The sequence below is a fragment of the Draconibacterium mangrovi genome, assembly GCF_010586825.1.
GTDB lineage: Bacteria > Bacteroidota > Bacteroidia > Bacteroidales > Prolixibacteraceae > Draconibacterium > Draconibacterium mangrovi.
The window spans coordinates 407,831-433,272 of record NZ_JAAAGB010000001.1; the positions used below are offsets into that span (position 1 = coordinate 407,831).

Sequence of the window (25,442 nt, forward strand, 5' to 3'; positions counted from 1 at the left end):
GAAATTACTATCTTGTGGCATCAAACCAATTTTATACCAACTATTCTTATATGTCCTTACCCATATGGGATTTATGAACATTTTGTACTTAGTATTATTTATATTTTCCGGAGATCGTTGATCGCCAGTTTTTATAAGTCTAAAATAAGTTCGGTCAGAAATATATTCTTAAAATTTGAATGATGAAATACTTGAAAAAACTCACTGCATTTTGTATTGTTTCCCTCATTTGGTATGGAGCTACGGCCCAGGTAGATATCGAATACCAGAAACCACCTAAAGAAATTCTGGAATTGATCGATGCTCCGGCGGTTCCTTCAGCATCTTTCGATGCTAAAAACGAAAATATTGTTTTGTTACATCGGAACCAGTTTAAAAGCATTGCCGAATTATCGGAACCCGAATTACGTTTGGCCGGATTACGAATTAATCCGGTTACCAACATTGGTAGCAGAACGCGTTACTATACGAACATCTCGTTGATGAAAGTTGGCGAACCAGAGGAAATTAAAGTTAATAATGTACCGGCAAGCGGGCGCCTTGCAAATTTTGCGTGGTCGCCCGACCAAAGCAAAATGGCTTTTACCAACACTGTTGACGAAGGTGTTGAGTTGTGGATTTTGGATATTAACGAAGCTACATGTAAAAAACTTACCGGTGCAAATCTAAACGCCAATATTGGTTCTGCATTTGAATGGTTTGAAGACAACACGAAGTTGCTTGTAAAAATGCTTCCGGCCGACAAAAAACCGTTGATTGACAAATCGACTGCGATACCAACCGGCCCAAAAGTTTCGGTTAGCGATGGACAAAAAGCGCAAAACCGAACTTATCAGGATTTACTAAAAGACAAAGCCGACGAGTTCAACTTTAAACAATTAGCTCAGTCGACACTTTACACGGTTGACCTTGAAGGAAACATGTCGGAATGGAAGGAAACCGCCATGTACACCGGCATGAGTTTTTCTCCTAATGGTGAATATATTCTGATCACGACACTTGGCGAACCATTTTCATACATCGTAACATACAGTCGTTTCCCATCTAAAACAACTATTTACGACAAATCGGGCAAGCTGGTAAAAGTTATTCGCGATGTGCCGCTTGAGGAAGTACGCCCGAAAGGCTTTATGTCTACCACAAAAGAAATACGTAGCCTACGCTGGCGTGCCGACAAACCGGCAACTATTTGTTACGTTAAAGCACTTGATGAAGGAGATCCGGCCGTTGAAGTTGATTTCAGAGACGAAGTGTTTACGCTTGATGCCCCGTTTGAAGGGGAACCAAAATCCATTTTAAAAACCCAACAGCGTTTTGGCAGAATTATCTGGGGAAATGATGCTGTTGCAATTGCCACCGACGAGTGGTGGAATACACGTAACGAAAAAACATATCTTTTTAACCCGGGCGATGCATCGGTTGAACCGGTTGTTCTTTTCGACCGCAATACAAATGACCGTTATAACGATCCAGGATCATTTGTTACCACCAAGAACGAGTTAGGAACTTATACGCTCGAAATGGACAAAAACACATTGTATTTAACCGGCCGTGGTTATTCTCCGGAAGGAATGCGTCCCTTTTTCGATGCCTTTGACCTGAAAACAAAAAAAACAGAACGGCTATGGCGTGCTGATGGAGAAACTACACTCGAAAATATTATTCGTGCTATTGATGCCGACAAAGGTGTTCTTTTAACCCGTGTTGAAACCAGCACTCAGTATCCGAATTACTACATCCGGAACATAAAAAAACGTATCGCACCACAGCCGCTTACTTTCTTTAAAAATCCTTACCAAAGTATTGCCGACATTCACAAAGAGATAATTAACTACAAACGTGAAGATGGTTTGGACTTATCGGGAACGTTGTATCTGCCTGCCGGTTACGACATGGATAAAAAAGAAAAGCTTCCGATGATAATGTGGGCTTATCCGCGCGAGTACAAGGATAAATTAACTGCAGGTCAGGTTACTTCGTCGCCACATACATTTACCTACCCGTCGTACGGATCGATTATTTTTTGGGTAACCCGTGGGTATGCAATTCTCGACGATGCTGCGTTTCCAATTGTTGGAGAAGGAGATAAAGAGCCCAACGACAGTTTCCGCGAACAATTGGTGGCAAACGCAAAAGCAGCCATTGATGCAGTTGACGAGTTGGGATACATCGACCGTGACCGTGTTGCTGTTGGTGGCCACTCATATGGTGCTTTTATGACTGCCAACTTGTTGTCTCATTCCGATCTTTTTGCTGCCGGAATTGCCCGAAGTGGTGCCTACAACCGCACGCTTACACCATTTGGGTTTCAAAGCGAAGAAAGAACTTATTGGGAGGCACCGGAAGTTTATTACACCATGAGTCCGTTTATGCATGCCGATAAAATGAAAACACCACTATTGCTTATTCACGGAATGGCGGATAACAACTCGGGAACTTACCCCATGCAAAGTGAGCGCTATTTTAATGCTTTAAAAGGACTGGGTGCACCTGTTCGACTGGTTATGTTACCTAAAGAAAGCCACGGTTATTCAGCTCGCGAATCAATTATACACATGCTTTGGGAGCAGGATCAATGGCTGGAAAAGTATGTAAAAAATAAGAAATAAAATCACCATAGTGAAAAGAAGGCCCGGAATAGTAAAAAGCAATTCCGGGCTTTTTTATTTCAAATATCGCTTAACATTTTCTTCAAGCACTTTCAATTTCGAAGATGATATAAAAGCCTACCTTTGTCGATCGTAGATAAAAAATGATGCATTGTTATGCCAAAAATTCTGAATAAAAAAGAGGGAATGCAATACCGACGTTTTGGGAAAACCGAAAAGTACCTGAGTACGATAACACTGGGCGGTATGCGTTTTAAGCATGGCTGGGACGATCCGCGACGAGACATTCCTGAAGATACATTGGAAGAATGTTTGAATACGGTTCAACTGGCATTGGATGCGGGCATTAACCACATTGAAACGGCCTGGGGCTACAAAAAAAGCGAAACCGTTTATGGTAAAGTTTTAAATGAAGAACTGGCCATTCCGCGTACTTCGTACCATTTAATGACCAAAGGAAACCCGATGACAGCTGATGCCACCTACGAAATGGTTGAAAACCAGTTACGTGATTTACAAACCGATTACTTCGATTTTTACGGCTGGCACGGAATAAACACCCCTGAATTGCTGGAACAAAGTTGCAAAAGAGGCGGAGCGGTTGAAGCGCTGCTGAAATTAAAAGAAGAAGGCATAATACAACACGTTGGTTTTAGTACACACGCACCAGTGGAGGTGATTGTGCGTGCCATTGAAACAGGCTTGTTCGATTTTGTGAACCTGCACTACTACTATTTTAACCAGCGAAACCTGGCAGCGGTACAAATGGCCCAAGTACACGATATGGGCGTTTTTATTATCTCGCCAAACGATAAAGGAGGCCAGCTGTTTAATGCACCGGACAAGGTAAAAAATGCCACTTCTCCGTTATCACCCATTCAGTGGAATGCACGTTTTTGTTTAAATAATCCGGCCATCCACACGCTTTCGTTCGGCATAACCGAAAAAGAACATTTTGAGGAAATGAAAGGCATTTTCCCCACCACATCGCCATGGAGCAAGGCTGATTACGAAACCAAACTAAAACTGGATAGCTTTTTATTCGACGATCCGTATGCCGGTTTCGAGGGGTTCGAGATGCAAAACGATCCATCGGGAATAAATATACCGGAAGTTTTGCGCTTGCGCCGACTTTGGAAATCGTATGATATGATCGATTTCGCCAAATACCGCTACAAAACCTTTAATGAAAAAAGCCACTGGTTTCCGGGAGAATTACCCACCCAAGCAAATTTGAACAAAATTGATACGACAAAAATCCCCGGTCATATTCCGCTAAAAGAATTACTTGCCGAAACTCACCGGGCTTTGTATAAACCTGAATACAAATTAGCTAAAAATTAATATCTTAGTGCGATAAACCAAAAACCGTTAAAAATGAAATCTAAACCAATTCTTTCAATCGCATTTTTTATAATTGCACTGTTTTCTTTTTCACAACTTCTTGCCGGTAACTATTATCAAATAAAAGTTTATAGTTTAGACAATCCCGGTCAGGAAGAACGTATTGATAACTACCTTAAAAGCACTTTCATTCAGGCTGCCCACAAGGCAGGAATTGAAAATATTGGAGTTTTTAAACCCATTGTAACCGATCCTGATTACGGCAAAAAAATATTTGTTCTCATTCCTTTAAACGACCTGAGTGAAATTGAAAAAATAGAAGATCAACTCAATCGCTTTGAGTTAAATTCAGAAAGTGTCGCCTACATAAATGCAGCACACGACAATCCGCCATTTACACGCGTTGAGACTATTCTTTTAAGAGCATTTTCGGAAATGCCAGTCTATCACAAGCCGGTTTTTGATACGCCAAAACAGGAACAGATCTTTCAGATAAGAAGTTATGAAGGGGCCACCGAAAAACTTTACCAAAAGAAAGTTGAAATGTTTAACGAAGGTGGAGAAGTTGGAATATTTAACGACCTTGGTTTTAACGCTGTGTTTTTTGGCGAAGTTTTGGCCGGAGCCAATATGCCTAACCTTATTTACATGACTTCGTTTAAAAACATCGAAACGAATAAGGAATTGTGGGATGCATTTCGTGTACATCCTAAATGGGAGGTATTAAAAAACGATAAAGCTTATGCCAATACAGTTTCGCATATCGACAACTGGTTGTGCCATCCAACCGCTTATTCCGATTTTTAATTTAATGCTAAGCGACTCTTAATAATCCTTAAAAATAAGAACCTGTTGTAGCCAACCAAAAACCTGGCTTGCTGTTATATTGAAATAATTTTACTTTTGCAGCATGCTTTACAACAAAGTGTTTCCACATAAAAGTTCGAAAACCTGGGTGGTGTTTGTACACGGCGCCGGGGGAAGTAATGTTGTGTGGTTTAGGCAACTGCGCGAATTCAAAAAGCATTTTAATGTGCTGTTGGTAGACCTGCGCGGGCATGGAAAATCGAAAAAAGAATACACCCAGGCTGAAATTTATGCTTTTGATGAAATTGCATTGGATGTGATCAAAACAATGGATCATCTGAAGATTGAAAAAGCACATTTGGTAGGCATTTCGTTGGGCTGTATTGTCATTCGCGCCATGGATAAACTGGCTCCGGGCCGTGCCGAGTCGATTATTTTAGGCGGAGCTGTGGTTCAGTTTAATACACGTATAAACGCACTGGTTTCGGTGGCCAAATTGCTGCAAACGATTTTCCCATATATGTGGTTGTATAGAATCAATGCATGGATTCTTATTCCCTATAAAAAAGATATTGCATCGCGTAAATTGTTTATCCGGGAAGCTATTCGTTTAGGTGAAAAAGAATTTAAGAAATGGCTGCGCATGTCGACCGAAATTAAGGATAATCTGCAAGAGTTTTTGATAAAAGAAGCATCGGCTCCTGTTTTGTATCTGATGGGCGACCGCGATCATATGTTTTTACCAACCGTATCGAACCTGGTGAAAAAACACTTTAACTCAAAACTGGAGATTATTAAAAACAGCGGCCACGTTTGCAATATCGATCAGCCCGATATTTTTAACGAACGTAGTATTCAGTTTATAAAAAGTATTTCTTCTTAATTTCAAACTTCTTATAAAAAATTCCCCCCGTAAAATACGGAGGGAAAATTTCAATAGAACAATATTTTATCCAACCGTCTAGTGGTTCTTATATTCGGCGATAATCTTTTTTACATCAGTTGGTGCTACCCTGCCGTACACTTTTTCGCCAACGGTTACCACCGGAGCCAAACCACAGGCTCCCACGCAGCGCAGGCAGTTAATGGAGAATTTACCATCTTCGGTCGACTCACCCACTTCTACTTTCAGCTGACGTTTGAATTCGTTTAATACCTGCTCGGCGCCACGAACATAACAGGCCGTTCCCATACAAATTGAGATTGGATTTTCGCCTTGTGGGATCATTGTGAAGAAGCTGTAAAAAGTTACAACACCGTACACTTTAGCCACCGAAGTTTTAAGCTCTTTTGCAATTACTTCCTGAACTTCAGCGGGCAAATAACCCAATTTACTTTGCACCTGGTGCAGCACATTTATCAGCTCGCTTTCTTTATTTTCAAACTCCTTGCAAATATCTTTTATGAGTTGTACTGTATTCTCTGCTAATTTAATTTTTGGCATTTTCTTACGTTTTAAAATTTAAACATTCAAAAATTCACGCATACATTTCTATGTCCTGTCGAAATATTCGGTGTGTAACAGATGATGTGCTTTTTCACTCATCGGTTCACCCAGGAACTTTTCATACAACTCAATAATATGTGGATTCTCGTGCGACTTGCGCAGCGTTTTGTTCTTGTCTTCTGTATACAGGGCAGCTTGTCGTTTTTTCAGAATACCCGCATCACCATGATGGTATGGCTGTCCGCCACCACCGATACATCCACCCGGACAGCTCATAATTTCAATGGCGTGGAATTCACTTTTACCGGCCTGAATATCTTCCAGCAGTTTACGTGCGTTACCCAAACCGTGGGCGATACCAATTTTTATTGGCAATCCGTCAAAATCGATAGTTGCTTCGCGGATGCCTTCCATGCCACGCAGTTCCTCAAAATCTAATTTTGGCAATTCTTTTTTGGTATGAACTTCATACGCCGTACGAACTGCCGCCTCGATTACACCGCCGGTTGTTCCGAAGATCACACCCGCACCGGTTGATTCTCCCAACGGATTATCAAAGTCTTCGTTTGGTAGCGCCGTAAAATCGATATTCGAAAGTTTGATCAATGCTGCCAACTCACGTGTAGTAAGTGCATGATCAACATCCGGATTATCGTTGGTTTTAAACTCATCGCGACCACACTCGTATTTTTTAGCCACACATGGCATAATCGAAACCACAACCATATCTTCGCGCTTAATTCCCAACTGATCGGCAAAATAAGTTTTGGCAATGGCACCAAACATTTGCTGTGGCGATCGTGCAGTTGAAGGAATGTCTTTCATTTCCGGGAATTGGTGCTCGAAGAATTTCACCCATGCCGGACAGCACGAAGTTAGAATAGGAAGTTTCACATCTTTATCGCCTGCCAAATGTTTTCCCAAACGGTTCAGCAACTCGGTGCCTTCTTCCATAATGGTAAGGTCGGCGGCAAAGTCGGTATCAAAAACATGATCGAAACCCAAACGGCGTAAAGCAGCTACCAGTTTTCCTGTTACCAACGATCCGGCTTCCATTCCAAACTCCTCGCCCAACGCAGCACGCACGGCAGGAGCTGTTTGTACAATTACAGTTTTTGTAGGATCGGAAAGCGCACGAATCACTTTTCCGGTTTCGTCAACTTCGGTTAATGCTCCAGTTGGACAAACGGCCACACACTGGCCGCAATATGTACACACTGAGTGATCGAGGTTCATTTCGAAAGCGGGTGAAACAACCGATTCGAAACCACGATTAATGGCCGATAAAACACCAACGGTTTGCACTTCGTTACACATGGTTTCGCAACGGCGACACATAATACATTTGTCTACCTCGCGAATAATGGCCGGCGAAGTATCTTCGCGGTAAGTCGACTGCTCACCTTTATAATGAATTTCGCGAATTCCAAGATTGTGCGCCATATCCTGCAAATCGCAGTTGCCTGATTTGGCACAGATCAAACAGTCGAAAGGATGATCGGAAAGAATCAACTCCATTACTGTTCTGCGCGCATTAATCACCCGCATCGAGTGCGTGTTGATTTTCATTCCTTCACTCACATCGGTGCAACAAGCCGGTGCCAGGTTTCTTCTTCCTTCCACCTCAACCACACAAATGCGGCAGCCACCCGGTTTGTTTTCAATATTGAGGTCTTCAAGTTTCATGTGACACAGCGTAGGAATATGCATCCCAACACCCGATGCTGCTTCAAGAATTGTGGTTCCTGATTTTACCACAACCGGTTTATTATCTATTGTAAGATTTACTATATCCATAATTTTCAGGTTTCTGATTAGGTTAGGGTTATTGCATTGAATTTACATTTTTCGAAACACACGCCACATTTGATACACAATGTCTGATCGATAAAATGCGGTGCACGGCGCTCGCCGGAAATAGCCCCTACCGGGCAATTGCGGAAACAAAGTGTACAACCGGTACACAGATCTTCAACAATGTCGTAACGCAAAAGCGATTTACACTGACCCGCCGGACATTTACCGTCGTGTACATGTGCTTTATATTCGTGTTCGAAATTAGATATGGTTGAAAGCACCGGGTTAGGCGAAGTCTGCCCCAAACCACAAAGTGCCGTATCTTTAATAACCACACTTAAATCTTTCAACTTCTCAATATCCTGTTCTTCTCCTTTTCCCTGGGTAATTTTATCCAGCAGCTCGTAAAGACGTTTGTTTCCAACACGGCATGGTGTACATTTTCCGCACGACTCTTCCAACGTAAAATCCAGATAGAATTTCGCAATAGAAACCATACAATCGCTTTCGTCCATTACGATCATTCCGCCTGATCCCATCATCGATCCCGATGCCAGCAGGTTGTCGTAATCAATTGGGATATCCAGCGAATCTTTCGTTAAACATCCTCCCGACGGACCACCGGTTTGAACGGCTTTAAACTCTTTTCCGTCTTTAATTCCACCGCCAATATCGTAAATCACTTCGCGCAGTGTTGTTCCCATTGGCACTTCAATCAAACCTACATTGTTGATCTTTCCGGCCAGGGCAAACACTTTCGTTCCTTTCGATTTTTCGGTACCTATTTTACTGAACCATTCGGCGCCTTTATTCAGAATTACCGGAATGTTTGCAAAAGTCTCCACATTGTTTACGTTGGTAGGTTTTCCCATGTACCCGGAAACGGATGGGAACGGCGGTTTAAAAGTTGGCTCGCCACGCAAACCTTCCATCGAGTGAATCAGCGCAGTTTCTTCGCCGCAAACAAAAGCTCCGGCACCATAACGTAATTCGATATGAAAATTGAAGCCTGTTCCTAAAATATCATCGCCAATCAAACCATACTCTTCGGCTTGTTTAATGGCAATTTTCAAACGCTGAATAGCCAGCGGATATTCGGCACGGATATAAACCAGCCCTTTGTCGGCACCAATACAATAACCGCAAATGGCCATTGCCTCCAGTACCGAGTGCGGATCGCCTTCCAGAATCGAGCGGTCCATAAATGCACCTGGGTCGCCCTCATCGGCATTACAAACCACGTATTTCTGGTCGTTTTCAACATTTTTAGTGATCTCCCACTTTAATCCTGTAGGGAAACCGCCACCACCACGGCCCCGTAAGCCAGAGTCCTTCACCTCTTTTATTACCTCTTCAGGCGTCAGCTCTGTCAAACATTTTCCCAAAGCCTGGTAACCATCGCGGGCAATGTATTCGTCAATATTTTCAGGGTTGATAAAACCACAGTTCTTTAAGGCAATACGGATTTGCTTTTTATAGAAATCCATACCTTTTGAATCGCTGATCTGCTCAGCGCTGTTTGGATCGGTATATAACAAACGTTTTACCGGCCGGCCTTTAACAATGTGTTCCTCCATAATTTCAACCACATCATTTGGCGTAACCTGTACATAAAAAGTGTTGTCGGGTAATACTTTTATAATGGGTCCTTTTTCGCAGAAACCAAAACAACCGGTCAGCACCACCTGAACTTCATCTGCGAGTCCAAAATCACTAATCAATTGGTTTAGCCTGTTTTTAATTTCGTCGCTTTCCGATGCTTTACACCCGGTACCGCCACAAATTAAAAGATGCATTTTATAATCAGTCATAGTTAAAGGTTTAGTATTTAGTCGTCAATGGTTTTAAAACTGACAGGAATTATACCGTCAACCAGCTCGCCGCGTTTTATGTACTTATCAATTATTTCGTGAACCTTTTCTTTGTTAACATGTCCGAAAACCAGCGGTTCTTTTCCCGGCAATTTTACTTCAACGGTAGGTTCAGCATAACAGTAGCCCATGCAACCGGTTTGAGTAACAACCGCGTCAATGGCTTCCTGTTCCAGCTCTTCCACAAAATACTTCATGATTTCTTTCGCACCTGATGCAATACCACATGTGGCCATACCCACTTTTACTTGCACCACCTGATCAGGATTAGTACTATTTTCCCTGAGTTTGATTCTCGACTGCGCTTCTTCTTTTATCTTCCGAAGGTCAGCCAATGATTTAATTTTAGTCATATCGTTTATTTGTTATTTCGTTACCTCAATCTCTTCTAAATTCGATCTTATCAATTCCAAAATCCCTTCGCGTATTTCCTTTTGCTGATACGAAACATCGCCCAGCACTTCTTTCAACTCATCGGAACTTAGCTGAAACCCGCCCTTTTCTGTTTTGTGGTGGTACACCAAATTTCCAACGGTGTAGCTTAAAAACATCAGGTACAAGGTTTCCCAAATGTCGCCCAACGGTGGTCGATCGATATTCGACAGCTGAAAACGGGCAGTTAAAACGGTACCCACATTTATTTCCGATTCGAGCGAAAAACTGCCCCCGGCAGCTTCAGCATTATGCTTTAAAAGCGGAATGCCTAAACCCACTTTTCGGGTGGTTCGCGATGTAAAGAACGGATTAATGGCTTTGGCCAGCGTTTCTTTGCTCATTCCGCAGCCGTTGTCTCTGATTATTAATGAATAAAGATCTGTTATTTTATCCTCCTCAACTATGATTTCAATCAATGTCGCTTTTGCGCTTACGGAGTTCTGCACAATATCAAGAATATGTTCGGACAGTGTTTTCATTTGACTTCAACAAATCGCTCATCCTGCTGATTCAGAGCTTTTTTCACCTCACTAAAAGTTAATTCATGAATATTAAATTCGGAATACCGGGTACCAATCTGTTCTAAAAAATGAGCATCAGAATTATAAATCAGGGAAATTTTATCACTTAAATCATAATGTTCTCGAACATGTTTCTCACTGGTTTTTCCGGTAATTCCCATGGCATCGAATTCAAGGTCGGTTGGCACAAATCCGAGGTGGCTAAACAATCCGTTTAGCGGGCGGTTAACATGTGCCGGAATAAAAATACCGCCCAACTCGTACACATACTTTTGAACCGACGATATACCTTTTTTTAATGCTGATGTGAGGTAATACGGAACCAGCTCCAATACCTCTTCGTTTTCGTCAACAACCGGCTGATAACCAAAGTGGCCATCGGGGTTTGGGATACGGGTAATGTTCTGCTCCAAATACAGCTGAAACTGATCAAGGGTTTCATCGTTTTCGAAAAATGCCAGGCAGTGTACTTCTTCTTTGGTAGTAACTTCGGCACCGGTAAGCGCCAGAATTCCTTTTTCGCGGGCCAAATCGCGAATTACTTTAGCATTTAAGGTTGAATTGTGATCGGTGATTCCAATAATATGCAATCCTGCCTCCCGGGCTTGTTCCACAATTTTACGCGGAGCCATTTCCAGGTCGGCACAGGGCGAAAGTACGGTATGAATATGTAGGTCGGCCCTGAATTTTTGCATCGTATTACGTTAAAGTAATGTATAAATTACCTGCCATTTCAAATGTAGCTTTGTCGGTTCCCAGTACAGGAATCCCCTCTTCGTTACTGCGTTCGGTGGTATCTTCTTCGGGCTCGAAACCCTTTACCAGGATCACTGCTGCCAGCTCCTTCAACGAGGCAATGGCCATAACATTCTGGTGCGTTTGCAGCGTTATCCACACCTGCCCTTCCTGCGAATTTCCCATTACATCGCTCAGCAGATCGGAAACGTACCCGCCGGAAATTTCATTCTCTAATCCGGATTCGCCGGAAAAAACTTTTAATCCAAATTTTTCAACCAGTTCAGAAACCTTCATTTCTACCTCCTCTTCTGTTACAGTCAGCGTCAAAACGATTTTTCCCCCAGGCTTTTTCCAGGTTCTTTGTCGCTTTTTCGATGTTTATTTTTTTCTCGTTTAAATATCTGTTTTGCAAGAAAATGCAATCGGTCATTTTTGCTTGTCCCTGCACCATATCTTCGGCCAGTGCATGGCAGTTCGGCGCACCGCAACTTCCGCAATCAATTCCCGGCAGCTGGCATAAAATACGATCTACTTTCTGCATTTTCTCCAGTGCTTTCAACCGGTCGGGATCGAGTGCAAAAACATAACTGGGTTCAATCGGATCCGCTTTCATTTTATTTTTTATTCCCAAACAACTTACTGCCGAAACATCGATGGACGAAGCATGCGGATAACGTTTTGAACGTTTTTGTAATCGTTCAACAGTTAAGAAACGGTTGCCCGTAAGCAAAATTCCACCGGCGCATCCCTGGTGACACGATTTCAGTTCCAGAAAATCAAGCACCGGAACCTCGTCGTTTTCCATGCGTTCCAGAATTTTAACCACATTGTGTATGCCGTCAACCGCCATCGAGTTGCGTCTAAAGTGCCTTGCTTCGCCACGCGGAAGACTCCACAAAATACCATCGAGTGTAAGGTTTTTGCGCAAGGGAGCCGTATCCGTTTTTTCTTCCTTTTCGATTACCCGCATGATGTGATTGTATAAATCACTCATCTTAATCAGGCCATCAACTGCCGACACTTCTTCGCCCAAAGGACGTTTAACAGCCGCCATTTTTGCCGAACAGGGCGACACATAAAAAGTGCCTATCTCTTCGCGTTTAACGCCTTGTTTGGCCAAGAGCTCAATGGCATGGCAAGCCGCCAGATCATGAGGTGCTTTTACCGGTACAATGTTATCAACCAGCGACGGATAGCGCGATTGTATCAGACGCACAATAGCAGGGCAAAACGATGAAATCATTGGCTTACGGGGCGATTTTTGAACTTCCTGCTTTATCGCATCAATCAGCAATCCGATGGGTTGTTCCACCTCAAAAATATGCGTAAAACCCAGTTTCTGCAATGCTTCGTAAATTTTGCCTTCAGTATAAATCTCGGGAAACTGCCCGATCATAACCGACGGGAAAAGCACCACCCGGTATTTGTATTTATTCAGTTGTTCCAAACTATCCTGCTCCACATAAAAAGCATCAACCGGACATGCACGCAGGCAGTTTCCGCAATCCACACAACGGTCAGCATTTATTTTCGCCACTCCGCCGCGTATCCGGATTGCCTCGGTTGGACAGGATTTCATGCAGTGCGTGCAGCCCGTACATTTATCTTTGTCAACTGTTATGGCATGATATTTTTCTACAACCTTCATCATTAAAAATTATTTCTGAAAGTTAAAACTGTTCCCACTCCTAACTCGCTTTCAATCGTAAATTCATCGGTGTTTCGGTTAATATTCGGCAATCCCATTCCTGCTCCAAAACCCATATTTCGCACGGCTTTGGAAGCAGTTGAATAGCCTTCCTGCATTGCTTTTTCAATATCTTCAATACCGGGGCCGTTATCCTGCACGATTACTCTAATTCCTGTTCCGTCGATTTCAGCCAGCATTTTTCCTCCAACAGAGTGAGCAACAACATTTACCTCGGCTTCGTAAATAGCCACCACAATTCGTTTGATCACTTTCGGATCAACCTGCAATTGTTTCAGCATTTTTTTAATTCGGCTCGAAGCTCTTCCTGCCTTGCTAAAATCGCCACTCGCTATGTCAAATTCCAATTTCATTAATAAACCGGGTCTAAACCGTTTTGAAACAGCAAGCCGCTCGCACGATAAATAGAAAAGGGTGTTTCCAGCAGAACAAGACCTGTTTCGTTTGCCAACTCGATCATTTCGGGGGTGGCAGTTTTGTTACGTGCCAGTAACACCACTTCAATGTCGGCCATTTCGGCTGTGCGAACAATTTGCAAATTTGTCAGTCCTGTAATTAAAAGTATGTGCTCCGTATCCAGCGTTAACACATCGCTCATCAGATCGGAGCTAAAAGCTCTCAGCAATTCGCGGTCTTTTTCGGCATCTCCTGCAACCACTTTTGCGTTGGTCAAATCAATAATCTCAGATAATTTCACTTGGTTCGTTTAAAACTTGGCACAAAGATAATTCTACCACTACTTTTTTTAACTGCTGCAAGTCAAGTTATCCCAAATTTATAATGAATAAAAACAAGCCCTATTCGTCTCTATTTCTGCCATATCGATTTTCAGAAATCTGTTTTAAAACAATTACTGAAAATATAAAGCGCCTGTGGTTTTATATGCCTTGTAAATTGCGTATTTTTCAATGGTAAAACTTGAAAAAACGAAGCATGATTTACGATAAAGAATCGTCTCTGACCGGCAATATTGATGACCCGGCCATTCATCAGAAAATTATTGATGCGCTGCCGATACCTATTTTTTACCGTAATACAGAAGGAATTTATCTGATGTGTAATGCCGCACACGAAAAATTTACGGGTAAAACAAAGGAGCAAATTTTGGGCAAACCGTTACACGAAGTTCATGTAAAAGAAATGGCCGATAAATACCTGGCGCAGGATAAGGAGCTGATTGCCAACCCCGATGTGCAGGTATACAACACCCAGGTACGCCATGGCGACGGCACCTCGCACCATGTTATTCTGAATAAGGCAGTAATCCGCGATAACGAGAATAAAATAGTTGGAATTGTTGGTTCGATAAATGACATAACCGAATTAAAAAAAACCGAAAAACGCCTGGAAAAAGCACAGGAAACAATGCAGGTTTCGTCGCAAATGATCCACAAAATATCGTCGGGAATTGTGATGGTCGACAGCAATTTTAAAATAGTAGACTCCAATGAATATTTTGCCAAACTAATGGGCGAAGACACCGAAGAATTGTACGAAACCATTCCCGGACTTACCGGTGCCGATGTTAAAGGGCTGGTGCCGGATATCATCTACAAAATGATTTCGAGCGTTCTTACATCGGGCGACGAACTGGCTGAACGCGATTTAAAATTCAACAATAAACTCATGCACGTTTCGATAAGGACACTGTACAAGAACAAAGTAGTTGGAGTTGTTTTCCGCGATATGTCGGCGCCAATGCTGGTACAGGACGAGATTATCAACCGTGCACGCAAAATCAACAAACAAAATATTGAAACGGTGCAGAAAATTGCCTTTTTGCTTGGCGAAAATGCGGCTGAAACCGAAGAACTGCTAAACTCCATAATTGAAACCTATCGCTATGGTGACGACGACAAATCCTGATTACCACGTTGAAATAGAGTTCCAGCAAAAGCGACCGAAAGGCGAAATTGCCTGTGGCGACGTGTTTCAGTCGAGTATAATTCGCGAAGAAGGACGCACCATTTTAGTATTGAGCGACGGCATCGGGCACGGAATTAAAGCGAGCGTTTTGGCAACCCTGACTTCCACCATGGCATTAAAATATTCGCTGCTGCATACCAAACCTGAAGTGGCCGCACGCATTATTATGGAGACCCTGCCCAAAAGCAGCGACGGGAAAGAAAGTTATGCCACATTCACCATCATTGAGCTGGACGGCGAAGGACACGTGCGAATTGTAAATTACGACAACCCCGGAATTTTGGTGCTCCGGAACGGAGTTGCCATGCAGGGGAAAGAATATAACCTCACCATCCAGGGAGAGGAGAACCAGGGCAAAGTACTGCATTGCAAGGAATTTACTGCGCGTAAAGAAGACCGCATAATCTTTATGTCTGACGGCGTGCCACAGTCAGGATTGGGCAACCAGCGCTACCCGCTGGGCTGGGGAATGGAAAACATCGAAGATTTTGCGCTGAACCAAATCAAACGAATGCCTGATATTTCTGCTACAAAACTGGCACGAAAAATTGTCAACCAGGCCGTAATGAACGATCAGTTTTCGGTAAAAGACGACACCAGTTGCGGCGTAATGTATTTTCGCGAGCCACGCAAATTTATGCTGATCACCGGGCCGCCTTTCTACAAAATAAAAGACTACGACTTTGTTGGCCGCATTCAGGGTTTCGAAGGAAAGAAAATTATATGCGGAGGAACCACTGCCGAAATTATTGCCCGCGAACTCGACCTTACCGTTGAAATTCAGCACGGTAATAAAAACCTGGAGAAATTACCGCCAACGGCTAAAATGAAGGGTTTTGAAATGGTTACGGAAGGTATTCTTACTCTGGGGAAAGTGGAAGAAATATTGGAAAATTACGACAGCGATACCCGATTGACTGATAGCCCACCCGAAGAAATTGTGAAGCTATTACTACAGCACGATTGTATCGATATCATTGTTGGAACCCGTATTAACTGGGCACACCAGGATCCGGAACAACCGTTGGAACTTGAACTTCGGAAATTCGTAGTAAAACGCATTGTTAAACTACTGATACACAAATTCTTTAAGAAGGTAAAGATCGAATACGTATAAAAACAAAAGTAAGAAGAACTGCAATAGGTTGAACAAAGCAGTCCGAATTTCGTACTACTACTGAGGGTCTTCCCCATGATTAGAATATTAATTCTTTCAAAATAAAAACAAGACCGGATATGAAAACAATAATTACCATCTTATTCTCGATTCTGTTTCTCACTTCGTTTGGACAAATCAAACGTTTTCTGATTCAGGGACAAATAGTCGATCAAAACGACAATCCAGTCAGCGATGTTTATATCGTAAATCTCGACAACCACGATAAAGATATCAGTCAGAAAAACGGCGTATTTTCAGTATGGGTATCACCAGGCGATTCATTGGTGTTTTCGCACATTTCGTATTTCAGAAAAATAACTTCGGTTCACACACTGCTCGTTAATCCTAAAGTAGAGCTGGTTTCCGAAAATGTCGACATTCCAGAAGTTGTTGTGTCGCCTGAACAGGTTTTAGAAATTGACAAGGCTCAGGAAAACCTTGCGTTTATGCAAGAATACAGACCTCCCATTAAATTTCGAATGGCAGGAGAGGAAAGTGACCCGGTTACCACAATAATGACCCAAAATAACGACCTGATGCGCTCTGAGGCCTCATCGATAAGCATTGTCCGCTTTTCTCCTTCTGAAAATATTGGTAGACTTTTTACCCACTGGAAAAAGGATCAATCGGATGATTATTTTTCTACACCTAAAACCCACGAAGAACTTGAGAAAAAGAAAAACAAGTAAGAAGAAGAGCACCATTATCTTCTTCTCTACCCATTTATCATTATCTTTAATTACATCATACAAACTTTTAGGCATTCCAGCTGTTCTTTAGATGTAAAAAATTAAAAGATATGAAAAAGCTAATTCTTATAAACGTATTACTCTTAGCTGTAATTACAGCTTTTGGACAAAGTTCTCTACACGATTTTACGGTGAAAGATATTGAAGGAAACGATTTTGATCTTTCTTCATTGAAGGGGAAAAAAGTATTGGTCGTAAACACAGCATCAAAGTGTGGACTGACTCCGCAATTTGAACAATTGCAAAGTGTGTTTGAGCAATATGGAGGCAACGATTTTGTTATTATTGGGTTTCCTGCTAATAATTTTGCCAACCAGGAGCCTAAAAGCAATTCCGAAATTGTTGAATTTTGTGAGATGAATTATGGAGTTACCTTCCCCATGATGTCGAAAATCTCGGTGAAGGGCGATGACATGCATCCGGTTTACCAGTGGCTGACTCAGAAGAGTAAAAACGGAAAACAGGATTCTGAAGTTAGCTGGAACTTTCAAAAATACCTGATCGACGAAAATGGAAAGTTAGTTGAGGTAATTGAACCCAAAGTAAAACCTGATGATGCTAAAATCATCAGCTGGATTACAAATTAATCACAGTAATTCATATAACTAAAACAAAAAAGGCCGACTAATTGTCGACCTTTTTTTGTGGGGAGTACTGGATTCGAACCAGTGACCCTCCCGATTTACATCGGGATGCTTTGTACCAATGCCGAAAATCTTAAAACTTTGTTTTATTAGATTTTCGTACATCCTCGATAAAAAATAAAATCATAGATTTCTGTTTTATCGGGACTGAGCTAAGACTCCTCAATCAATTTCAAAATTGCACTTCTACTTTTCCATTTTTTAAGTTGGGTTTCGCGCCCCAAAGCATCACTTTTATCATTAAAGGTTTCATAATACTTTAACTCCCACGGCTTCCCGGTTGATGTGAATCCTTTATTCGACGTATTATGTCGCTGCAAACGACCTTCTAAATCTCCTGTAGAGCCAATATAGAATTTATCTAACTTTTGAGAATATATTATGTAACAATAATACATGAAGAGAAGATACAAAAAAAGGCCGACTAACTGTCGACCTTTTCGTGGGAACTACTGGATTCGAACCAGTAACCCTCCCGATGCAAATCGGGATGCTCTGAACCAACTGAGCATTTTAAACAAAAAAGGCCGACAAACGTCGACCTTTCTTTTTGTGGGGAGTACTGGATTCGAACCAGTGACCCTCCCGATACAAATCGGGATGCTCTGAACCAACTGAGCATTTTAAAACAAAAAAGGCCGACAAACGTCGACCTTTCTTTTTGTGGGGAGTACTGGATTCGAACCAGTGACCCTCCCGATACAAATCGGGATGCTCTGAACCAACTGAGCATTTTAAAACAAAAAAGGCCGACAAACGTCGACCTTTCTTTTTGTGGGGAGTACTGGATTCGAACCAGTGACCCCCTGGGTGTAAACCAGGTGCTCTGAACCAACTGAGCTAACCCCCCAATTATTTTTATCATTAACAACAAAACACATTAAAAAAGAGGTCAACCGAAGTTAACCTCTTTTGTGGGGAGTACTGGATTCGAACCAGTGACCCCCTGGGTGTAAACCAGGTGCTCTGAACCAACTGAGCTAACCCCCCAATATGCTTATTTCTGTTTCTGAACGCGCCCCCTTTTCAGTAAGGCGCTGCAAATATAAAACCTATTTTTAGTTCTGCAAAAGTTTTTTCAAGAATTTTCTCAAAGTACTTCCGCTACTACAAATGTGCTACCCCCTATAAATATCATATCCGTTTTATCTGCAACAAGTTGTGCCTTTTTATAAGCTTCATTTACTGATGCGTAAACCTCCCCGATCAATCCGAACTCTTTTGCTCTTTTGGCAAGTTCATACGCATCCATGGCTCTTGCAATGTCAGCTTTTACAAAATAATAGCTGGCTTGTTTGGGTAAAAGTGCCAAAACTTTCCCCGGATCTTTATCGCCAACAGTGCCAAAAATAAAATGCAACTGCTTGAAAGCTGTATTTTTCAACTGCTCAACAATGGACTTCATTCCGTCTTCATTATGCCCGGTGTCGCAAACCGTTAACGGATTATTGCCAATTACCTGCCAGCGCCCCAGCAATCCGGTATTTGCAACCACACTTGCAAGCGCTGCGCGTAAATTATCTTCTGTTATTTTATACCCCTTCTCATTTAAAAGATCAACGGCTTTTAATACCGACGGAATATTTTTATGCTGGTATTGCCCCAATAAATCCAACGCCAATTCAGGATAAACATCCTTCCCCTGCTTTTGCACATTGAGGTACTGTTTGCCATCCATTTTCAATAGTGAATAGGCCACGTTGTACTCCTGATCCGAGAAATATATTGAAGTATCAACCTCTTGCGCTTTGGCATTAAAAACCGGAGCAGTTTCAGGTTGCGTAGTTCCAATTACCACCGGAACACCCGTTTTTATAATTCCTGCTTTTTCTCCTGCAATCTTCTCCAAAGTATCTCCGAGCAGGTTGGTATGATCTAACCCAATATTGGTAATAATACTCACATCGGGCGTAATAATATTGGTAGAATCGAGCCGTCCGCCAAGCCCCACTTCCATTACCGCCACATCAATTTCCTGATCGGCAAAATAATCGAATGCCATAGCCACCGTCAGTTCGAAGAACGAAGGTTGAATTTTCCACAATTCATTGTTAGCTTTAAAGTTATCCACCCAATCAACCACCGCCGATTCCGGCATCATTTGTCCATTAATTTTTATGCGCTCACGGAAATCTTTCAGATGCGGCGAAGTATATAAACCGGTTTTGTATCCGGCCGCCTGAAGTACCGAAGCAAGCATATGCGAAACCGATCCTTTTCCATTGGTTCCGGCAACGTGGATTGTTCGGTATTTCCGATGTGGATGACCATAGTTTTCATCCAGTTTCAATGTATCTTCCAGGCTGTTTTTATAGGCAGCAGGCCCAGTTCGCTGAAACATAGGCAACTGACTAAACAGATAGTCTAAAGTAGCTTCGTAATTCAATTAAATCAATATTTATTAACTGGTGCAAGTTTATTAATTTTTGGCGCATCAGCCCCGTTTTCTGACGAAATTATATACATTTAGAACAAATCATTTATATATGCTGAGTAAAACCAAAAAGAGTAAAATTTTCGTTCTTGATACCAACGTAATTTTACACGATCACACATGTATTTACCAGTTCCAGGATAACGACATTATCCTACCGATTACAGTGCTCGAGGAGCTGGACAAGTTTAAACGAGGAAACGACCTTATCAACTTTCAGGCACGCGAATTTACCCGAGTGCTCGATGAAATTGTTGGAGATGACATTTTTAACGGCGGGAAATCGCTTGGTGTGGGAAAAGGCCGGTTACGAATTGAAACGGGAAAACCGTTCTCGGATGAGCTAAAAGCTTCGTTTCGTGAGGATATTCCCGATCATAGAATCCTGGCTATCGCTGATTATACAGCAAAAACTTATCCGCGTCGGAAAACGGTTCTGATCAGTAAAGACATTAACCTTCGGATGAAGGCTAAGTCGCTGGGAATTCAGGCTGAGGATTACAAAACCGACCAGGTTACCGATGAGAACGTGCTGGATAAAACCATTACTACCTTCGATAATTTTGATGATGTGGTTATCGATCAGCTTTATCAGCAGGGTTCATTTGCAAAAGCCGATGTAAAAGGTTTTAATCCCGACGCCAACGAATGTTACATATTCAGAGGTAACCAGTCGAGTGCACTGGCGCGTTACGATGCCAAATCGGAACGTATTTACCGCGTGGAGAAAAAATCGGCTTACGGCATAAAACCACGAAATGCGGAACAGACTTTTAGTTTGAACATGCTGATGGACCCGGAAGTAAGATTAATTGCACTTACCGGAAAAGCCGGAACAGGAAAAACCTTGCTGGCTTTGGCTGCTGCAATTGAACAACACCGCCAGTACGAGCAGATACTTTTGGCCCGTCCGATTGTGGCATTAAGCAACCGCGACCTTGGTTATTTGCCCGGCGATGCCAACGAAAAGATCAATCCGTACATGCAACCGCTTTTCGATAACCTCGCTGTAATCAAACATACTTTCAACCCACGAAGCAACGAGTACCAGCTTATTGAAGAAATGGTGAAGGAGGAAAAACTGAACATCACTCCGCTGGCATACATTCGCGGTAGAAGTTTATCGAATGCCTTTTTTATTATTGATGAAGCGCAAAACCTTACTCCGCACGAGATTAAAACCATTATTACACGTGCCGGCGAAGGAACAAAAATGGTTTTCACCGGCGACTTGTGGCAGATCGACTCGCCTTACCTTGATATGAAATCGAACGGCTTGGCCTACATGGTGGATCGTATGCGCAACCAGGAATTGTTTGCACACATTAATTTGGTGAAAGGCGAACGCAGTTATTTGGCCGAACTGGCCAGTAACTTGTTATAAAAATAATTGATTCATAAAGAAGTATTTGCAATAAGCAGCTTTTTTCTACCTTTGCAGCCTATTTAGAATAATTCAAGATAGCAAGATGGATTACAAGGGGAAGAAAGCTGCTTTTTACACATTAGGCTGTAAACTTAATTTTTCAGAAACGTCGACCATAGCCGGCTCTTTTAAAGAGGTTGGTTTTGATCGTGTTGAGTTTGATGAAAAAGCCGATGTGTACGTGATAAATACCTGTTCGGTTACCAACCAGGGCGATAAGGCCAGTCGTAATATTGTGCGCAAGGCCGTAAAACAAAATCCTGATGCCATGGTGATTGTGGTGGGTTGCTACTCGCAGTTAAAACCCGATGAAGTAGGTCACATCGAAGGCGTTGACATGGTGTTGGGAACGCAGGAAAAGTTTCATATTCCGCACTATCTTGGCGACCTGCAAAAACGCGAAACCACCGAGATTAAAACAACTCGTTTAGCCGATATTAAAAATTACCACAAAGCATTTTCGTGGGGCGACCGCACACGTAGTTTCCTGAAAGTACAGGACGGTTGCGATTATTATTGTTCGTTTTGCACCATTCCGTTTGCACGCGGACGAAGCAGAAACGACAACGTAGTCAACACAGTAAAAGAAGCCCAAAAATCCGTTCAGAAAGGATACAAGGAAATTATACTAACGGGTGTAAACATTGGCGACTTTGGCAAATCAACAGGCGAGAATTTTCTTGATCTGTTAAAAGCACTGGAACAGGTAGAGGGACTGGAACGACTGCGTTTGGGATCGATTGAGCCCAACTTGCTAAAAGACGAAATTATAGAGCTGGTATCCAACTCGAAAGTGTTGATGCCTCATTTTCATATTCCTCTACAGTCTGGTTCTGATGAAATACTTTCCTTGATGAAACGCAAATATTCCACCGATCTTTTCCGAAGACGAGTTGAGCGAATTCGCGAAATCGTTCCTCATGCATTTATTGGTGTTGACGTAATTGCCGGTACCAATGGCGAAACCGAAAAGTATTTCCAGGAATCGTTCGACTTCCTCAACAGTTTGGAAATTTCACAACTGCACGCTTTTACCTATTCGGAAAGAAGTGGAACGCAGGCCTTGAAAATTCCGTGGAAAGTTGATGTGGAAGAACGCAAAAACCGTACTCAGAAATACATCAACCTGTCGGAGAAAAAGCTGAGAGCATTCTACGAAAAACACATTGGCTCATCACAAACAGCACTTTTTGAGACACAGAAAAGCCAGGATAACATGCATGGGTTCACCGAAAATTACATTAAGGTGGAGGTGCCTTATCAGAAAGAACTGGTAAATAAGCTGGGCAGCGTGAAATTAAGGTCAATTCTGCCAAACGGTAACGTTGCTGTAGATTTCAACGCCTGATTTTTCGATACTTTTGTACTAAACAAATAGACATGGACTATAAAGAACTTTGTTTTCAAGTACAGAATATTGCCCACAGCACAGGTAATTTTATACGTGTTGAACAAAAAAATATTTCTGAGAAAAACATTGAAATCAAAAGTGTTGCCAGCCTGGTAACCTACGTTGATAAAACGGCAGAAAAACAAATTGTTGATGCATTGAAAGAGCTGCTTCCCGAAGCCGGTTTTGTTGCCGAAGAAGGAACTGCCGAATCAAATAACGAAAAATATACCTGGTTTGTCGATCCGCTGGATGGCACAACCAACTACCTGCACGGATTAGCACCGCACTCGGTGAGTATCGCTTTGGCCGAAGGCAACGAATTAGTATTGGGTGTAGTGTACGAAATTGGCGCCGACGAGATGTTTTATTCGTGGAAAGGTGGTCCGGCGTACTGCAACGAGGAGATCATTGAAACAGCAAAACGGTCAAAATCGGAAGACACTCTGATTGCCACAGGATTCCCCTATTACGATTTCGACAAAGTGGATGAGTACATTGGAGCAATGAAAGAACTGATGCAATCAACCCGCGGAATTCGTCGTTTTGGATCAGCAGCTATCGACTTGTGTTACGTTGCAGCCGGTCGTTTCGATGCTTTTTACGAACATGCCCTGCATGCCTGGGATGTTGCAGCGGGCGTATTTATTTTACAACAAGCCGGCGGAAAAACTACCGATTTTAATGGTGGTGACAACTGGTTGTTTGGTGGCGAAATTGTTTCAGCCAGCAAAGCTTATTTCCCGGAATTCTATGGAATCGTAAACAAATATCTGGGCGAAAAATAATATTCTTGTCATTTCGACGAGTAAGCGAGGAGAAATCTGTTACAACAGAGATATAATCAAACAGATTTCTCACTTCGTTCGAAATGACAGCCATGATTTTTTGTAAATTGCAGAAAACAAAATACCATGGCAGAAAAACAAATTGCAATTCTTCGGGAGCAACTGGCAAAATTAGACGAAAAGAAATTCGATCTTGATGCCTGGAAAACGCACACCCTTATTTTTTTGGAACGTATTTTCGGGAAAGACAATTCGAAGCTGAAACTTATTCAAGAACTGCATTACGATTACTCGAGCTGGAGCCTGCGCGACACTGCTGCTGCCGGAAAAACAAAAGACAAAGACCCGCTAAAAATGCGTGCCAGCGAAATTCTGGAAGCGACTATTCTTGAATTGGAAACACTGGGACTGCCGGAAGGAGAAGAAGAACCGCAAAAACTTTGGGAATTGCTGCAGGACGAATTAACCGGAAAACAGGTAAAAGAAATTGATGCTTTGATAAAATCAGACGAAAAAGAGAGAGCGAAAAAAATCGGCGAAATTCTTGAAAATCTTGACAAAGAAAACCTTTCTTTGCTGATCGCAAAACTACTTTTGAGCTGATTTATGAGCAAAAACAAAAAGATTGCCATAGTTATTTTAAACTGGAATGGGGTAAAACTTTTCCCCGATTACCTCCCATCTGTAATCGAACATTCAAAAGGCGAAAATATTGAGGTAATTGTTGCCGACAACGGATCCACTGACAATTCACTGGAATTTCTCGCAGCCAATTTCCCGGAAGTAACATTACTCGATCTGAAAGAAAATTACGGTTTTGCCAAAGGTTACAATGTAGCTTTAAATCAAATTGAGGCCGATTATTTGGTGTTGCTGAATTCGGATGTTAAAGTGGAAGAAAACTGGATTCAACCTTGCATCGATCAATTTGAACAGGATGAAAAAGTTGTTGCCGTTCAGCCCAAAATATTGAGTTTTAATGAACCCGAACTTTTTGAATATGCCGGAGCAGCCGGTGGTTTTATCGATAAGTTTGGTTATCCGTTTTGCCGTGGCCGTATTCTGGATCATGTGGAGAAAGATGAAAATCTATACGATAAGCCGGGCGAAATTTTTTGGGCAAGTGGAGCATGTATGTTTGTGAGGGCCGAAGCGTATAAAAACTCGGGCGGTTTGGATGCCGATTTCTGGGCACACATGGAAGAAATTGATTTGTGCTGGCGCTGGAAAAACCAGGGCTACAAAATTATATACGAACCACACAGTATAGTTTATCATTTGGGTGGCGGAAGCCTCGAGTACGGAAACCCGAAAAAGGTGTATCTCAACTTTCGCAACAACCTATACATGCTATTTAAAAACTTGCCGAAAAAGAAGTTCCTGCCCATCTTCTTAACGCGAATGATTTTAGATGGCGTTGCTGCTGCCAAGTTCCTGTTGGGAACCGAGTTTAAAGCTTTTGGTGCCGTGGCAAAAGCACATCGCGATTTTTATAAAAACCTTTCGGCACTTCGCAAAAAAAGAAAGGATTTGTTAAAGCTCGTAATTGTTAATAATCATAAACAGATCTACCGGAAAAGCATTATGTGGAAATTCTTTGTACAGAAAAAACATAAATTTGCCGAACTAAATTTTATGCCGGAATAAAC

At 42.2% G+C, this 25,442-nt stretch carries 25 protein-coding genes and 6 tRNA genes; 13 read left to right on the top strand and 18 right to left on the bottom strand.

Annotation, left to right across the window (positions count from 1 at the left end; translation table 11 throughout):
* Positions 1-182: 182 nt before the first annotated feature.
* From G4420_RS01640 to G4420_RS01655, 4 genes are all read left to right on the top strand, one after another.
* Entirely contained in the window at positions 183-2,609 is a 2,427-nt protein-coding gene (locus tag G4420_RS01640; protein ID WP_163321875.1) for an alpha/beta hydrolase family protein, read from the top strand.
* Between the two features lie 156 nt (positions 2,610-2,765).
* Positions 2,766-3,953 (top strand): aldo/keto reductase, encoded by a 1,188-nt coding sequence (locus G4420_RS01645; protein WP_163321876.1) that lies wholly within the window; start codon positions 2,766-2,768, stop codon positions 3,951-3,953.
* 33 nt (positions 3,954-3,986) lie between these two features.
* Complete coding sequence (locus G4420_RS01650) at positions 3,987-4,760, top strand: NIPSNAP family protein (protein ID WP_163321877.1); 774 nt, start codon at positions 3,987-3,989, stop codon at positions 4,758-4,760.
* A 103-nt stretch (positions 4,761-4,863) separates the two neighbouring features.
* The gene (locus G4420_RS01655; protein ID WP_163321878.1) at positions 4,864-5,643 is read left to right on the top strand and encodes an alpha/beta fold hydrolase; all 780 of its coding nucleotides are present in this window, start codon (positions 4,864-4,866) and stop codon (positions 5,641-5,643) included.
* A gap of 78 nt (positions 5,644-5,721) precedes the next feature.
* On the opposite strand, the gene G4420_RS01660 is transcribed toward G4420_RS01655, so the two are convergent.
* From G4420_RS01660 to G4420_RS01705, 10 genes are read right to left on the bottom strand one after another with little or no spacing between them, the layout of a single operon-like run.
* On the bottom strand, positions 5,722-6,204 hold the full coding sequence (locus G4420_RS01660; RefSeq protein WP_045026765.1) for an NADH-quinone oxidoreductase subunit NuoE family protein: 483 nt from the start codon (positions 6,202-6,204) through the stop codon (positions 5,722-5,724).
* A 48-nt stretch (positions 6,205-6,252) separates the two neighbouring features.
* Entirely contained in the window at positions 6,253-8,004 is a 1,752-nt protein-coding gene (locus G4420_RS01665) for an NADH-dependent [FeFe] hydrogenase, group A6 (RefSeq protein WP_163321879.1), read from the bottom strand.
* A gap of 17 nt (positions 8,005-8,021) precedes the next feature.
* Positions 8,022-9,815 carry an NADH-quinone oxidoreductase subunit NuoF gene (locus tag G4420_RS01670; protein WP_163321880.1) on the bottom strand — a complete coding sequence of 598 codons (1,794 nt, stop codon included), beginning with the start codon at positions 9,813-9,815 and terminating at the stop codon, positions 8,022-8,024.
* A 17-nt stretch (positions 9,816-9,832) separates the two neighbouring features.
* Positions 9,833-10,228 carry a (2Fe-2S) ferredoxin domain-containing protein gene (locus G4420_RS01675; protein ID WP_163321881.1) on the bottom strand — a complete coding sequence of 132 codons (396 nt, stop codon included), beginning with the start codon at positions 10,226-10,228 and terminating at the stop codon, positions 9,833-9,835.
* 12 nt (positions 10,229-10,240) lie between these two features.
* Positions 10,241-10,789 (bottom strand): ATP-binding protein, encoded by a 549-nt coding sequence (locus tag G4420_RS01680; protein WP_163321882.1) that lies wholly within the window; start codon positions 10,787-10,789, stop codon positions 10,241-10,243.
* Positions 10,786-11,526, bottom strand: coding sequence for a PHP domain-containing protein (locus G4420_RS01685; protein ID WP_163321883.1), 741 nt, complete (start codon positions 11,524-11,526; stop codon positions 10,786-10,788). Before G4420_RS01685 ends, G4420_RS01680 begins: the two co-directional genes overlap by 4 nt.
* Positions 11,527-11,530: 4 nt before the next feature.
* Positions 11,531-11,863, bottom strand: coding sequence for a DRTGG domain-containing protein (locus G4420_RS01690; RefSeq protein WP_163321884.1), 333 nt, complete (start codon positions 11,861-11,863; stop codon positions 11,531-11,533).
* A complete protein-coding gene (locus tag G4420_RS01695; protein WP_163321885.1) occupies positions 11,850-13,220 on the bottom strand; it encodes a [Fe-Fe] hydrogenase large subunit C-terminal domain-containing protein in 1,371 nt (456 codons plus the stop codon). Before G4420_RS01695 ends, G4420_RS01690 begins: the two co-directional genes overlap by 14 nt.
* The gene (locus tag G4420_RS01700) at positions 13,220-13,630 is read right to left on the bottom strand and encodes an ATP-binding protein (RefSeq protein ID WP_163321886.1); all 411 of its coding nucleotides are present in this window, start codon (positions 13,628-13,630) and stop codon (positions 13,220-13,222) included. The genes G4420_RS01695 and G4420_RS01700 overlap by 1 nt, the downstream gene beginning before the upstream one ends.
* A complete protein-coding gene (locus tag G4420_RS01705) occupies positions 13,630-13,974 on the bottom strand; it encodes a hypothetical protein (protein ID WP_045026749.1) in 345 nt (114 codons plus the stop codon). The genes G4420_RS01700 and G4420_RS01705 overlap by 1 nt, the downstream gene beginning before the upstream one ends.
* Before the next feature lie 236 nt (positions 13,975-14,210).
* On the opposite strand from G4420_RS01705, the gene G4420_RS01710 reads away from it, so the two are divergent.
* The 4 genes from G4420_RS01710 to G4420_RS01725 all read left to right on the top strand — a co-directional run bounded on the left by G4420_RS01710 (position 14,211) and on the right by G4420_RS01725 (position 17,698).
* On the top strand, positions 14,211-15,143 hold the full coding sequence (locus G4420_RS01710) for a PAS domain-containing protein (RefSeq protein WP_163321887.1): 933 nt from the start codon (positions 14,211-14,213) through the stop codon (positions 15,141-15,143).
* Positions 15,121-16,320: a SpoIIE family protein phosphatase gene (locus G4420_RS01715; RefSeq protein WP_163321888.1), complete on the top strand. Its 1,200-nt coding sequence runs from the start codon at positions 15,121-15,123 to the stop codon at positions 16,318-16,320. The genes G4420_RS01710 and G4420_RS01715 overlap by 23 nt, the downstream gene beginning before the upstream one ends.
* A 119-nt stretch (positions 16,321-16,439) precedes the next feature.
* Entirely contained in the window at positions 16,440-17,051 is a 612-nt protein-coding gene (locus G4420_RS01720) for a hypothetical protein (RefSeq protein WP_163321889.1), read from the top strand.
* A 110-nt stretch (positions 17,052-17,161) separates the two neighbouring features.
* Positions 17,162-17,698, top strand: coding sequence for a glutathione peroxidase (locus G4420_RS01725; RefSeq protein ID WP_163321890.1), 537 nt, complete (start codon positions 17,162-17,164; stop codon positions 17,696-17,698).
* Between the two features lie 58 nt (positions 17,699-17,756).
* On the opposite strand, the gene G4420_RS01730 is transcribed toward G4420_RS01725, so the two are convergent.
* The 8 genes from G4420_RS01730 to G4420_RS01765 form a co-directional block, all read right to left on the bottom strand.
* Positions 17,757-17,919 (bottom strand) — tRNA-Tyr (locus G4420_RS01730).
* Entirely contained in the window at positions 17,908-18,153 is a 246-nt protein-coding gene (locus G4420_RS23505) for a GIY-YIG nuclease family protein (RefSeq protein ID WP_163321891.1), read from the bottom strand. Before G4420_RS23505 ends, G4420_RS01730 begins: the two co-directional genes overlap by 12 nt.
* Before the next feature lie 45 nt (positions 18,154-18,198).
* Positions 18,199-18,266, bottom strand: a tRNA-Gln gene (locus G4420_RS01740).
* 42 nt (positions 18,267-18,308) lie between these two features.
* A tRNA-Gln gene (locus tag G4420_RS01745) sits at positions 18,309-18,376 on the bottom strand.
* Positions 18,377-18,419: 43 nt separating this feature from the next.
* Positions 18,420-18,487 (bottom strand) — tRNA-Gln (locus G4420_RS01750).
* A gap of 43 nt (positions 18,488-18,530) precedes the next feature.
* Positions 18,531-18,605, bottom strand: a tRNA-Val gene (locus G4420_RS01755).
* A gap of 65 nt (positions 18,606-18,670) precedes the next feature.
* Positions 18,671-18,745: transfer RNA gene (locus G4420_RS01760), tRNA-Val, on the bottom strand.
* Between the two features lie 100 nt (positions 18,746-18,845).
* The gene (locus G4420_RS01765; protein ID WP_163321892.1) at positions 18,846-20,141 is read right to left on the bottom strand and encodes a bifunctional folylpolyglutamate synthase/dihydrofolate synthase; all 1,296 of its coding nucleotides are present in this window, start codon (positions 20,139-20,141) and stop codon (positions 18,846-18,848) included.
* 100 nt (positions 20,142-20,241) lie between these two features.
* On the opposite strand from G4420_RS01765, the gene G4420_RS01770 reads away from it, so the two are divergent.
* The 5 genes from G4420_RS01770 to G4420_RS01790 all read left to right on the top strand — a co-directional run bounded on the left by G4420_RS01770 (position 20,242) and on the right by G4420_RS01790 (position 25,440).
* Positions 20,242-21,573: a PhoH family protein gene (locus G4420_RS01770; RefSeq protein WP_163321893.1), complete on the top strand. Its 1,332-nt coding sequence runs from the start codon at positions 20,242-20,244 to the stop codon at positions 21,571-21,573.
* A gap of 85 nt (positions 21,574-21,658) precedes the next feature.
* A complete protein-coding gene (mtaB, locus tag G4420_RS01775; RefSeq protein ID WP_204273566.1) occupies positions 21,659-22,963 on the top strand; it encodes a tRNA (N(6)-L-threonylcarbamoyladenosine(37)-C(2))-methylthiotransferase MtaB in 1,305 nt (434 codons plus the stop codon).
* Positions 22,964-22,995: 32 nt separating this feature from the next.
* Positions 22,996-23,793, top strand: coding sequence for an inositol monophosphatase family protein (locus G4420_RS01780; protein ID WP_163321894.1), 798 nt, complete (start codon positions 22,996-22,998; stop codon positions 23,791-23,793).
* A 126-nt stretch (positions 23,794-23,919) separates the two neighbouring features.
* Positions 23,920-24,396, top strand: a complete 477-nt coding sequence (locus G4420_RS01785) for a hypothetical protein (RefSeq protein ID WP_163321895.1) — start codon at positions 23,920-23,922, stop codon at positions 24,394-24,396.
* A gap of 3 nt (positions 24,397-24,399) precedes the next feature.
* Positions 24,400-25,440: a glycosyltransferase family 2 protein gene (locus G4420_RS01790; protein ID WP_163321896.1), complete on the top strand. Its 1,041-nt coding sequence runs from the start codon at positions 24,400-24,402 to the stop codon at positions 25,438-25,440.
* The last annotated feature ends 2 nt before the right edge of the window (positions 25,441-25,442 follow it).

What these genes read in the sequence shown, in the direction of transcription:
- G4420_RS01770 (WP_163321893.1), top strand. Translation starts at nt 20,242, where the DNA reads ATGCTGAGTAAAACCAAAAAGAGTAAAATTTTCGTTCTTGATACCAAC.
- G4420_RS01695 (WP_163321885.1), bottom strand. Translation starts at nt 13,220, where the DNA reads ATGATGAAGGTTGTAGAAAAATATCATGCCATAACAGTTGACAAAGAT.
- G4420_RS01720 (WP_163321889.1), top strand. Translation starts at nt 16,440, where the DNA reads ATGAAAACAATAATTACCATCTTATTCTCGATTCTGTTTCTCACTTCG.
- G4420_RS01690 (WP_163321884.1), bottom strand. Translation starts at nt 11,863, where the DNA reads ATGAAGGTTTCTGAACTGGTTGAAAAATTTGGATTAAAAGTTTTTTCC.
- G4420_RS01780 (WP_163321894.1), top strand. Translation starts at nt 22,996, where the DNA reads ATGGACTATAAAGAACTTTGTTTTCAAGTACAGAATATTGCCCACAGC.
- G4420_RS01725 (WP_163321890.1), top strand. Translation starts at nt 17,162, where the DNA reads ATGAAAAAGCTAATTCTTATAAACGTATTACTCTTAGCTGTAATTACA.
- G4420_RS01685 (WP_163321883.1), bottom strand. Translation starts at nt 11,526, where the DNA reads ATGCAAAAATTCAGGGCCGACCTACATATTCATACCGTACTTTCGCCC.
- G4420_RS01675 (WP_163321881.1), bottom strand. Translation starts at nt 10,228, where the DNA reads ATGACTAAAATTAAATCATTGGCTGACCTTCGGAAGATAAAAGAAGAA.
- G4420_RS01785 (WP_163321895.1), top strand. Translation starts at nt 23,920, where the DNA reads ATGGCAGAAAAACAAATTGCAATTCTTCGGGAGCAACTGGCAAAATTA.
- G4420_RS01715 (WP_163321888.1), top strand. Translation starts at nt 15,121, where the DNA reads ATGGTGACGACGACAAATCCTGATTACCACGTTGAAATAGAGTTCCAG.
- G4420_RS01655 (WP_163321878.1), top strand. Translation starts at nt 4,864, where the DNA reads ATGCTTTACAACAAAGTGTTTCCACATAAAAGTTCGAAAACCTGGGTG.
- G4420_RS01640 (WP_163321875.1), top strand. Translation starts at nt 183, where the DNA reads ATGAAATACTTGAAAAAACTCACTGCATTTTGTATTGTTTCCCTCATT.
- G4420_RS01665 (WP_163321879.1), bottom strand. Translation starts at nt 8,004, where the DNA reads ATGGATATAGTAAATCTTACAATAGATAATAAACCGGTTGTGGTAAAA.
- G4420_RS01650 (WP_163321877.1), top strand. Translation starts at nt 3,987, where the DNA reads ATGAAATCTAAACCAATTCTTTCAATCGCATTTTTTATAATTGCACTG.
- G4420_RS01710 (WP_163321887.1), top strand. Translation starts at nt 14,211, where the DNA reads ATGATTTACGATAAAGAATCGTCTCTGACCGGCAATATTGATGACCCG.
- G4420_RS01660 (WP_045026765.1), bottom strand. Translation starts at nt 6,204, where the DNA reads ATGCCAAAAATTAAATTAGCAGAGAATACAGTACAACTCATAAAAGAT.
- G4420_RS23505 (WP_163321891.1), bottom strand. Translation starts at nt 18,153, where the DNA reads ATGTATTATTGTTACATAATATATTCTCAAAAGTTAGATAAATTCTAT.
- mtaB (WP_204273566.1), top strand. Translation starts at nt 21,659, where the DNA reads ATGGATTACAAGGGGAAGAAAGCTGCTTTTTACACATTAGGCTGTAAA.
- G4420_RS01700 (WP_163321886.1), bottom strand. Translation starts at nt 13,630, where the DNA reads ATGAAATTGGAATTTGACATAGCGAGTGGCGATTTTAGCAAGGCAGGA.
- G4420_RS01790 (WP_163321896.1), top strand. Translation starts at nt 24,400, where the DNA reads ATGAGCAAAAACAAAAAGATTGCCATAGTTATTTTAAACTGGAATGGG.
- G4420_RS01670 (WP_163321880.1), bottom strand. Translation starts at nt 9,815, where the DNA reads ATGACTGATTATAAAATGCATCTTTTAATTTGTGGCGGTACCGGGTGT.
- G4420_RS01680 (WP_163321882.1), bottom strand. Translation starts at nt 10,789, where the DNA reads ATGAAAACACTGTCCGAACATATTCTTGATATTGTGCAGAACTCCGTA.
- G4420_RS01645 (WP_163321876.1), top strand. Translation starts at nt 2,766, where the DNA reads ATGCCAAAAATTCTGAATAAAAAAGAGGGAATGCAATACCGACGTTTT.